Source organism: Zoogloea sp., assembly GCF_028689785.1.
Taxonomy (GTDB): domain Bacteria; phylum Pseudomonadota; class Gammaproteobacteria; order Burkholderiales; family Rhodocyclaceae; genus Zoogloea.
In genome coordinates, this window is record NZ_JAQVCN010000097.1 from 1 (window position 1) to 10,655 (window position 10,655).

At 67.9% G+C, this 10,655-nt stretch carries 10 protein-coding genes; 4 read left to right on the forward strand and 6 right to left on the reverse strand.

Annotation, left to right across the window (positions count from 1 at the left end):
- Positions 1-150 precede the first annotated feature (150 nt).
- The 4 genes from PHI64_RS22570 to PHI64_RS22585 are packed head-to-tail and all read left to right on the forward strand — an operon-like array spanning position 151 to position 3,718.
- Complete coding sequence (locus tag PHI64_RS22570; protein WP_299888355.1) at positions 151-1,035, forward strand: hypothetical protein; 885 nt, start codon at positions 151-153, stop codon at positions 1,033-1,035.
- Positions 1,032-1,826, forward strand: coding sequence for an ABC transporter permease (locus PHI64_RS22575; RefSeq protein WP_299888358.1), 795 nt, complete (start codon positions 1,032-1,034; stop codon positions 1,824-1,826). Before PHI64_RS22570 ends, PHI64_RS22575 begins: the two co-directional genes overlap by 4 nt.
- Complete coding sequence (locus tag PHI64_RS22580) at positions 1,823-2,701, forward strand: ABC transporter ATP-binding protein (protein WP_299888360.1); 879 nt, start codon at positions 1,823-1,825, stop codon at positions 2,699-2,701. Before PHI64_RS22575 ends, PHI64_RS22580 begins: the two co-directional genes overlap by 4 nt.
- A gap of 27 nt (positions 2,702-2,728) precedes the next feature.
- Complete coding sequence (locus tag PHI64_RS22585; RefSeq protein ID WP_299888363.1) at positions 2,729-3,718, forward strand: HEAT repeat domain-containing protein; 990 nt, start codon at positions 2,729-2,731, stop codon at positions 3,716-3,718.
- A gap of 23 nt (positions 3,719-3,741) precedes the next feature.
- Here PHI64_RS22585 and PHI64_RS22590 read toward each other — a convergent pair whose 3' ends face one another.
- The 6 genes from PHI64_RS22590 to PHI64_RS22615 form a co-directional block, all read right to left on the reverse strand.
- Entirely contained in the window at positions 3,742-6,363 is a 2,622-nt protein-coding gene (locus PHI64_RS22590; protein WP_299888366.1) for a response regulator, read from the reverse strand.
- Positions 6,364-6,519: 156 nt separating this feature from the next.
- A complete protein-coding gene (locus tag PHI64_RS22595; RefSeq protein ID WP_299888369.1) occupies positions 6,520-7,800 on the reverse strand; it encodes an O-acetylhomoserine aminocarboxypropyltransferase/cysteine synthase family protein in 1,281 nt (426 codons plus the stop codon).
- A gap of 16 nt (positions 7,801-7,816) precedes the next feature.
- Complete coding sequence (locus PHI64_RS22600; protein WP_299888372.1) at positions 7,817-8,284, reverse strand: CoA-binding protein; 468 nt, start codon at positions 8,282-8,284, stop codon at positions 7,817-7,819.
- 16 nt (positions 8,285-8,300) lie between these two features.
- Positions 8,301-9,089, reverse strand: coding sequence for an enoyl-CoA hydratase (locus PHI64_RS22605; protein WP_299888374.1), 789 nt, complete (start codon positions 9,087-9,089; stop codon positions 8,301-8,303).
- A gap of 27 nt (positions 9,090-9,116) precedes the next feature.
- Entirely contained in the window at positions 9,117-9,947 is an 831-nt protein-coding gene (locus PHI64_RS22610) for a CoA-transferase subunit beta (RefSeq protein ID WP_299888377.1), read from the reverse strand.
- The coding region (locus tag PHI64_RS22615; RefSeq protein WP_299888380.1) for a CoA-transferase at positions 9,944-10,655 on the reverse strand (712 nt) is incomplete at its 5' end. The genes PHI64_RS22610 and PHI64_RS22615, both read right to left, overlap by 4 nt.

The following is a 10,655-nucleotide window of genomic DNA, read 5'->3' on the forward strand; positions in this document are numbered from 1 at the left end:
AGCGGTAATGGCGTGGTGGTGCCCCGCGACTCCAGTGCCACCACCCTGGCCGAGCTGCGCGGCAAGACCATCTCGGTGCCCTTCGCCTCCGCCGCCCACGGCATGCTGCTGCGGGCCCTCAAGCGCTAGGGCCTCGACCCCGAGAAGGACGTGAACATCATCACCCAGGCGCCGGAAGTGGCCGGTCCGGCGCTGCAGGCCGGCAAGATCGACGCCCACGCCGACTTCGTGCCCTTCGCCGAGCTGTTCCCCTACCGGGGCTTCGCCCGCAAGATCTACGACGGTGTGCAGTCGGCCACCCCGACCTTCCACGGCTCCCTGGTCAATGCCGAGTTCGCCCGCAAGTATCCCGAAGTGGTGGTGGCCTTCCTGCGTGCGGCCATCGAGGCCGACCGCCTGATGGCCAGTGACCCGGAGAAGTACAGCGAGCTGATCGAGAAGCACACCGGCATCGAGGCGCCCGTCAGTTACCTGTTCCACGGCCCCCTGGGCCTGCAGACCCGGGACTTCACCTGGAAGCCGGAATACCGCCAGGCCCTCAAGACCTCCATCGACACCCTGCACCTGATGCGCCGCATCGATGTCACGCCCGATCCGGCCACCTTCATCGACGACCAGTACATCCGCGCCGCCTTCAAGCAGTCCGGTCTCAACTACGACGCCCGCCTGAAGAACTACGACAAGCTGCCCCTGAAGGCCAGCGATGCCGTCACCGGCAAGCCCATCACCGACACCCGCCGCCTGGCCGGCCTGTGGGTGGCGGGGGAGCCCAAGGTGCGTCACTACGCCACCATCGCCAACGCCGTGCAGGACCTGCGCAAGCTGGAGCAGGCCGGCAAGGCGGTGCGTGCGGTGTATGTGCACGACCTGATCCACGGCATCAAGCTGCTTGGCCCCCAGGCCTGGTTCGCCCGGGACGCCCAGGGTGAGGTGAGCGCCTTCCTGCAGAAGGACGCCGCCGCAGCCTATGCCTCCACCAACAAGGGCCAGCTCCTCGACTTCGCCGCCCTGAAGGGGCAGGGAGCCGTAAGGTGACAGCCCCCGGACAACAATCGGTCGCACGCCGCGCGCTGCCCCTGCTGTCGCTGATCGTCTGCGTGCTGCTGTGGCATGTGGCCTCGTCCCGGCACCTGCACCTGGGGCTGGTGACCTTCCAGAACGTGCCCCAGCCTCTGGAGGTGGTGCATGCCGCCTGGGACCTGTTCCAGTCCCCCAAGCTGCAGAACCACCTGGGGGCCAGCCTGGGCCGGGTGGCCTCGGGCTTTCTCGTCGCGGCGGCGCTGGGGGTGGGCCTGGGCCTGGCCATCGGGCGCTTCCGCTGGGTCCGGGAAACCCTGATGCCGCCCCTCGAGGTGGCCCGGCCGATCCCGGCGGTGGCCTGGATTCCCCTGTCCATCCTGATGTTTCCCTCCTCCGAGGGCAGCATGATCTTCATCACCTTCGTCGGTGCGCTGTTCCCCATCCTGCTCAACACCATCCATGGGGTGCATGGGGTGGACCCGCGCCTGATCGCCTCGGCCCGCAGCCTGGGCACCCGCCGCTGGGCCATCTTCGCCCGGGTCATCCTGCCGGCGGCCGCGCCGTCGGTGCTTACCGGCCTGAGCATCGGCATGGGCACCTGCTGGTTCTGCCTGGTGACCGCCGAGATGATCTCCGGCCAGTACGGCATCGGCTATTACACCTGGGAGTCCTACACCGTGCAGAACTACGCCAACATCATCGTCGGCATGCTCCTGATCGGCCTGCTCGGCATGGGCAGCAGTGCCCTGCTGCACCGGGCCGGCCAGGCCCTGATGCCCTGGTACCGTCCGGGAGGCCGCCCATGAACGCCATCCTCTCCCTGTCCGAGCTCGCGCCCGAGGTGAGCACCGGGCGCCTCCACATCGACCGGGTCTCCATCGAGCTGGGCAGCGGCGCCGACCGCTTCACCGCCCTGGACGACGTGTCGGTGAATATCGCCCCCGGCGAGTTCGTGTGCCTGCTGGGCCCCTCTGGCTGCGGCAAGTCCACCCTGCTGGGGGCCCTGGCCGGTCACCTGACCCCGTCCCGGGGCCAGCTGCGGCTCGATGGCGCGCCCATCGGCGGCCCCGATCCGCAGCGGGGCCTGGTGTTCCAGCACCACACCCTGTTCCCGTGGCTGTCGGTGCGTGACAACGTGGCCTATGGGCTGCGCATGCGCGGTGTGGGGCGGGCCGAGCGCCATGCCCAGGCCATGACCTGGCTCAAGGAGGTGGGGCTGGAGGGCTTCGAGCACCATTACCCCGGTGCCCTCTCCGGGGGCATGCAGCAGCGCGTGGAGATTGCCCGTGTGCTCATCAACCAGCCCCGCGTGCTGCTCATGGACGAGCCCTTCGGCGCGCTGGATGCGCTGACCCGGCTGAAGATGCAGGAGCTGCTGCTGGCCCTGTGGACCAAGCGGCGCATGACCGTCGTCTTCGTGACCCATGACATCGACGAGGCCCTGTTCATGGCCGACCGGATTCTCGTCATGAGCGCCCGGCCTGGGCGGGTGATTGAAGAGATCGTCGTCCCCGCTGGCCGCCCCCGCAGCGCCGAGTGGCTGACCGGCACGAGCTTCATCGAGCATAAGCGCCACTGCCTGGCCCTGCTGCGGGATCCCGGCGTGACGGTACCTCTGGCGCGCCTCTCGCCCATCCCTCCCGCAGGGGATGACCAAGACGCCACTTCCTGTTCCGACTGACATGCACCCCAGCCCAAGAGACCGATCGTGACTCATTTTCCCCTTCCCATCACCGCGGATGCTGATCTGGCGGTGCTTTACCCGCGGCTCTGCGACACTGACCCCGCAGTGCGCCGCCTTGCCCTGATCGAACTGGCCGAGCTGGAGCAGGAGGCCCATGCCCCCTGGCTGGTGGCGGCTCTGGCCGATCCGGATCCGGCCGTGCGTGCCGAGGCGGCCAGCCGCCTGGCTTACTGGGAGGGTCCGGAGACGATCACAGCCCTGCTCGACTGCCTCCATGATCCCGATCCTGCCGTCCGGGAGGCTGCGGCCCACAGCCTGGCCGAGATCCGCCTGCCCGGGAGCGGCCGGATCCTGCTCCCGGCGCTGGGGCACGGCAGCGCCTTTGCCAGGGCCGCCGTGCTGCGTGCCCTGAGGGAGTTGCGCCTGCCGGAGAGCCTCGTGCCGGCCCTGGCGGAGGCCGCCGCCGCTGATCCGTCGGTGCGCCTGGAGGCCGTGGGTGTGCTGGGATGGCTCAAGCATGGCGCTGCCTTGCCCGTGCTGACCCGGCTGGCCGAAAGCGATCCGGTACCCGAGGTGCGCCGCGCCGCGGTGGGTGCGCTGGGACTTGGCATGGACGGGGAGGCGCTGCCGGCCTTGCTGCAGGCCTTGCGTGATCCCGAGTGGCGCGTCCGTGAGGAGGCTGCGACCACCCTCGGCAAACTGCGCGCCGGGGAGGCCGTCCAGGCCTTGATCGAGGCTCTGGAGGACCCTTACTGGCAGGTGCGTCAACGGGTGGCCCGGACCTTGGGGCGCCTCCAGGATGGCCGCGCGGTGCCTGCGCTGATGGCCTTCGCCCTGCTCCATTCTTCTGCCAATCTGCGCAAGGAGGCCGCCATCGCTCTGGGCGAAATCGGTGACTCGGCAGCCCTGGAGGGTCTCGAGAAGGCGCTGACGGATGGCGATCCTGAAGTGCGCAAGTCGGCCCGTCTGGCCGTCGCGCAGATCCAGCTCAAGGTTCGGGTGTCCCCGGACTGAGGGCTCCGGGATGCAGGCCGGCGTCAGTCTGCGGCGTCGGTCCTGCCCACTGCCAGCCAGTGATGCACGAGCCGGTTCAGCTCCTCGGCCTCGAAGGGCTTGCCCAGGTGATCGTTCATGCCGGCGTCGAGGCAGCGCTGGCGGTCTTCATCGAAGGCATTGGCGGTCAGGGCGATGATGGGTACCCGGGCTCCGCTGGCGCTGCCGGCCCGGATCTGCCGGGTGGCGGTGAGACCGTCCATGCCCGGCATCTGGATATCCATGAGGATCAGATCGTAGCGGGTGACGGCAGCCATCCGGACGGCCTGCTCGCCGTCGCTCCCCTGGTCCACCTGCAGGCCCAGTTCCTCCAGCAGCGCGCAGGTGAGCTCCTGATTGATCGGTTCATCCTCTACCAGCAGGATGCGGGCGTCGGTGTAGGGATGGGCAGGCAGCTCTGCAGCCACCGCCTGCGACGGATTATCTGGGGGCAGGGCCGCGGCATCGCCCATCTCCAGGCAGACCGTGAACCAGAAAATGCTGCCCTGTCCGGGCTGGCTCGTCACCCCGATGTCACCTGCCATCAGCTGCACCAGCTCGCGACTGATGGCCAGCCCCAGGCCTGTGCCGCCAAAGCGCCGGGTCGTCGAGCTGTCCGCCTGCTCGAAGGGCTGGAACAGTCTGGCCTGGGTCGCACCATCCAGTCCGGGGCCGGTGTCCTGGATCTCGAAGCGCAGGGTCAGCAGGCGGCCGTGACGATCCGTCTGCTGGACGCGCAGGCAGACCTCGCCGGTACTGGTGAATTTGACGGCATTGCCCGCCAGGTTGAGGAGAATCTGGCGCAGCCGGGTCACGTCTCCCAGCAGGGCGACCCCTGCCAGCTCCGGCGCCAGCGTGAGACGCAGGCGCAGCCCCTTGCGCTCGGCCTCAGGGCCGAGCATGCCCACCAGATCGTCGATGATGCCGATCAGAGAAAAGACGTTGTGCTCGAGACACATCCGGCCCGCTTCGATCTTCGACACATCGAGGATGTCGTTGATGACCTGGAGCAGGTGCCGCGATGCACGCAGCACCTTGCCCAGCCGGTCCTGCAGCAAGGCACCGTCCCCAGTGCGCCGGGCCAGCTCGGTCATGCCGATGATGGCATTGAGGGGGGTGCGGAGCTCGTGGCTCATGTTGGCCAGGAAGGCGCTCTTGGCCTGGCTCGCAGCCTCGGCAGCCAGACGCTGCTTCTTGTCGCGCAGGTTTTCGATGCCGAACCCCACGTTGCGCGCCAGTTCTTCCAGCAGGATCACCTCGTCCGGGTTGAAGGCCCAGGCCTCGGCTGCGTACAAGGACATCACCCCCATGACCCGGCCATGCACCCGGAGGGGCAGGCCGATGCTGGCGCGAAAACCGTAGGCCGCCGCCGGGGCGTGCCTGGGGGTCATGCGGTGACCTGCCGCGTAATCCTGGTTGACCTGGGTTGTTCCTTCCCGGAAGGCCACGCCAAAGGGGCCCTGGCCGGTGGCGCAGTCGGGATCCCAGGAAATCCGGATCGCCGTCAGATAGGATTCTGCGGCGGCCCCGGCCATTGCCAGCGGATGGACGCTTCTGTCCGGGTCGTCATTGCCCTGGCCGATCCACACCATCTGGTAGCCGCCCACATCCACCACCAGCCGGCAGATCCCGTCGAGCAGGGCCTGCTCCCCGTCACAGGAGGCCAGCAGCAGGTTGCAGTCCCCCAGCAGACGCAGGGCCCGGTTGAGTTTGTGCAGCTCGTTCACGGCCTGGGCGCGCTCGCTTTCCATCGCGGCCAGCGCCCGCTGGGTGCATGCCAGCCAGCTGAAGATACTGCCTGGGTGGGCAGGGGCGACCGGGAGTGGATCCGAAAAATTGCCCTGGCCCAGACGCTGGATGGCTTCATGGACCACATCGATGTCGGCGCCAACGACCGTCCGCTGACGACGGATCAGGTAGAACAGCAGGCACAGCAGCAGTCCGAACATCACGACCACCGCCATCCGGACCTGGGTGGCCCGGTGCAGGGCGTCCTCCACGCTGGCCCGGGTACGCCGATCCACCCTTTGGGCACATTCGCTGATGGGGCGCATGATCTGCGCCTTGGCAGCCTGGTAATCCTCGCCATAGAGCATGGCAATCGCCCGGGTCCGGTTGTCGGATGCGGGTGATGCGGTGGCGTCCAGCAGCGCCATGGCCGCCCGCTCGGTATGGGTGAGCGCGTCGGAATTGCGCTTGGCCTCATCGAGCAGGGCGAACTCTTCCCGCGTGTAGCCGGCCTGCCGCATCAGGGAGAGCAGGGGGATGCGTTCGCCAATGGCGCTGACCTGTCCGTCGCCCCTGACCTCGAAACCCCAGTGGCGGCTGAAGGCCTCCAGGGAGCGCGGGCGCAGCCCATCCCGAACCTCGAGGAGCTCGTCGTAGTACTGCTTGTAGAGAGGGTTGCCCGTGGCTGCGTAAGTTCGCGCCATGCGGGTCAGGTCGTCGGAGGACTGGCGCAGTTCGTTGCTGAGCAGCAAGGAGTGCAGCCGCAGGTCGTACATGCGATCGTGGTGCTGCTCTGCCCGGACATAGGCGACGAAAAGCACCACGATTACCGCAAACCAGATCACTGTCAGCCAGGACAGGACGGAAATCTTTCGCAGGGGCTGGAGAAATGCAATCACGGGGGGACCGGGGGCAGGCGATGCGGACGATGGCCGTGAGTATAGCCCCGGCTTGGCGCGTGGCTGCCCCGTCGTTGTGGAGCGGCACATGTCCCGCCAGCAGTGCGGCCCTCCGGGGGCAGGCCAGGTTGCCACCTGGCACTGCCGCCCGAAAATTCAAGCTTTGCCCAGGGCCTGATCAATGTCCCACAGGATGTCGTCCAGGGTCTCCAGGCCCACGGACAGCCGGATCAGGTCGGGGGGGACGCCGGCGGCCACCTGCTGTGCCTCGGAAAGCTGGCGGTGGGTGGTGGAGGCCGGGTGGATCACCAGGGTCTTGGCGTCGCCGATGTTGGCCAGATGGGACAGGAATTCCACCGAGTCGATGAATTTCTGGCCTGCCGCCGCGCCGCCCTTGATGCCAAAGGTGAGCACCGCACCCGCGCCGCGGGGCAGGTATTTTTTGGCCAGGGAGTGGTAGCGGCTGCTTTCGAGGCCGGGGTAGTTGACCCACGCCACCTTGGGGTGGGATTCCAGGTGGCGGGCCACCGCCAGGGCGTTGGCGCAGTGGCGGTCCATGCGCAGGGGCAGGGTCTCGATGCCTTGCAGCAGCTGGAAGGCGCTGAACGGGGAGAGCACCGGCCCGAGGGTGCGCATACCCTCCATGCGGCATTTCATCGTGAAGCCGAAATCCCCGAAGGTCTCGTAGAAACGCACTCCGTGGTAACCCGGCGAGGGGTCGGTCATGGTCGCGAACTTGCCGTTGTCCCAGGGGAACTTGCCGGATTCGACGATCACCCCGCCCATCGTCGTGCCATGGCCGCCGATGAACTTGGTGGCCGAATGGACGCTGATCGCCGCGCCCCACTCGAAGGGCCGGCACAGGTAGGGGCTGGCGAAGGTGTTGTCGATGATGAGCGGCACGCCGGCGTCGCTGGCGACCTTGGCCACGGCCTCGATGTCGAGCACGTTGAGGGATGGGTTACCCAGGGTCTCGGCGTACACCGCCTTGGTCCTGGGGGTGATCGCGCGGGCGAAGTTCTGCGGGTCGTCCGGATCGACGAACACCGTGTGGATGCCCATCTTGCGGAAGTTCACGTCGAGCTGGGTGTGGGTGCCGCCGTACAGCGTGCGTGCCGCGACGATCTCGTCGCCGGCTTCGCAGATGTTGAGCAGGGCGATCATCTGGGCGGCCATGCCGCTGCCGGTGGCCACCGCCGCGCGGCCCCCTTCGAGGGCTGCGAGGCGCTCCTCGAACACCGCCACGGTGGGGTTGGAGATGCGCGAATAGACGTTGCCGAAGGTCTGCAGGTTGAAGAGGCTGGCGGCCTCCTCGGGGCTGTCGAAGACGTAGGAGGTGGTCTGGTAGATGGGCACGGCGCGGCTGCCGGTGGCCGCGTCGGGGATCTGGCCTGCGTGCAGGCACAGGGTATCGAAGCCGTAGTTACGGTCTGCCATGGGGTACGCTCCTGAATCAGGGAAGCCAGCGGGGGCGGCGGGCGGAAATCACCTTGGTGTTCACACCGAACCAGTTGAGGCCGCCAAACAGGCGGGCGTATTCGATCTTGACGCAGCGGTCCATCACCACGGTGAGGCCGGCGGCCTCGGCCTTCTGGCGGGCTTCGTCGTTGATGACGCCGATCTGCAGCCAGAGGGTTTTTGCGCCGATGGCGATGGCCTGCTCGGCGATCGGCAGGGCGTCGGCGGGCTTGCGGAAGACATCGACGATATCCACCTTTTCGGGGATGGAGGCCAGGTCGGGGTAGCTCTTCTCGCCCAGGATCTCGGGGTACTTGGGATTGACCGGGATGATCCGGTAGCCGTGCTCCTGCATGTACTTGGCCGCGAAGTAGGACGGCCGGAACCAGTCGGCCGACAGGCCGACGACGGCGATGGTCCTGGATTCCTGGAGAACCCGGCGGAGGGTCTGGATGTCGCTCATGCTCGTCTCGTCCGGGTCAGCGGCCGCACCAGGTGGGCGTGCGCTTGTCGATGAAGGCGTCGATGCCCTCGCGGGCGTCCAGGGCCTGCAGGTTGTTCACCATCACGCCCCGGGTGTAGGCGTAGGCTTCGTCGAGGGGCAGCGGGGCCTGGCGGTAGAAGGCTTCCTTGCCGATGGCCAGGGTCAGCGGCGACTTGGCGGCGATCTTGCGGGCCAGCGCCAGCGTGTGCGCTTCGAGCTCTGCGGCGGGCACCAGCGCGTTCACCAGGCCGAAGCGCAGGGCCGTGGCGGCGTCGATGAGATCGCCGGTGAGGAGCATCTGCATGGCGTGCTTGGGGGCCACGTTGCGGGACAGGGCCACCATCGGCGTGGAACAGAACAGGCCGATGTTCACGCCCGGCGTGGCGAAGCGCGCATCGTCGGTGGAGATGGCCAGGTCGCAGCTGGCCACCAGCTGGCAGCCGGCGGCGGTGGCGATGCCGTGGACGCGGGCGATCACCGGCTTGGGCAGCGTGACGATGGCCTGCATCAGCTCGGCGCAGTCGGCGAAGAGGCCTTCGGCGTAGTCGGGCGCGTAGTCGGCGCCACGCATTTCCTTGAGGTCGTGGCCGGCGCAGAAGGCCGGGCCGGCCCCGGCCAGGATCACGACGCGCACGCTGTCGTCGGCGGCGATGGCCTGGAAGGCCGCGATCAGCTCGCGGATCGCTGGCTGGGACAGGCTGTTGCGGGCCTGGGGGCGGTTGAGGATCAGGGTGCGGACGCCGGTGCCGGCGTCGTCGAGGCTGATCAGGGTGGGTTCGGTCATGGCTGTTCTCGTGGTTTTGGGTGTTGTCTATTTTTTGCGCAGCATGCCCGTCTCATCCACCCGGCGCAGGGCGGCGAGTTCTTCGGCCGTCGGTTCGGGCACCACGCGGGCGGTGGGCGACACCTTCAGGTCCCAGCCCGTGCTGGCGCGGATCTCCTCGACGCTGGAGAAGGGGTACCAGGCGTCCAGGATGAACTCTTTGGTGTCCGGGTCGGGACGCATGATACCGAGAGTCGTGACGATTGCCGACGGGCCGCCGCCGATGAAGCCGTGACGCTCCCGGGCGTTGCCGCCGTCGAGATAGCCCGGGGAGCTGATGTAGCTCACCTTGTCGGCGAAGCGCTTGGCCTCGTGGGTGACCATGATGATGACCCGGCCGGCGCCGCAGGCGATGTCGTTGGCGCCGCCGGCGCCGGTGAGGCGGGTCTTGGGCAGGCGGTAGCGGTCGCCGATCACGCCGTCCTCGTCCCAGATGCCGGTGGTATTCACGTTGCCGAACTTGTCCACCTGGGCTGCGCCGATGATGCCCACGTCGCAGCGCCCGGAGGCGACCAGGCAGCCGAGGGCGTCCAGGGCGTTGGTGAAGCTGGTGGCGTTGGAGGAGATGCGGTTGCACTCGATGCCCCAGGGCAGGCCGCCGACGGGCGTGGCGCCGTACACGCCGCCTTCGGTCATGGTGCGGATGTTGGGGGCGTGGCAGGCCTGGGCAAAGTAGCCGGCCAGCATCGAGAGGCCGACCCCGAAGATCGCCAGGTCGCCGTCATGGAGTTCGCGGCCGGTGGCGATCGCCATCATCTCCTGGCGGGTGTAGGGCAGATCCAGGTCTGTCGGGGTGTTGGTGCGGGTATCGGTGCTCATTGGGCCTCTCCGGAACTGAGGGCGCGGATTTCTTCCGGCGTCTTGATCCACTGGCGGAAGGGGTCGAGGAGGAAGGCAGTGCCGGTCTTCGACAGCAGCTCGACGGTCTCGCGGCCGATCAGGTCGAGGTAGCTGTCGAGGTCGGTGTAGCCGTCAACGTATTGGCGGATGTAGGCCTCGGTGCCTTCGGGGGTGGCGAGGGCCTTGTTCATGGCCTTCATGTGGGCTTCGTCCACGTCGTAGAGGCCGGGCGAGGACTGGGGCCAAGCGGCGAAGGGCCAATACACCACGGCCTCGACGATGATGTCGGGGATGCGCACCAGGTTGGGGTACTGGCGCATGCAGGCCGTGTCGACGATGGCGTCGGCGATCAGCACCACTTTTTTCGCGGCGCGGGACAGCTCGAAGCGGCTCCACTCGGTGCCCAGCATGATGGCATTGCCGAGCGGGTCGGCCAGGGACACGTGGATCGCCGCCACATCGGGCTTGAGGGGGCTGAGGGCGCCGACCTCGCGGCCGCTGAAGGGGTCCACCACCGTGGGGATCTTGTGCCGGGCGGGGGTCTCATCGGGGGCGAAGGCGCTGCGCCACTGGATGTCGGAGCCGATATTGACCGTGGCGGGCGCGAAGGGCCAGTTCATCGCGCCGGCCAGCAGGCGCAGGTTGAAGGACAGGTTGGAGTAGTCCTCCAGGACGAGCTGGCCGCTT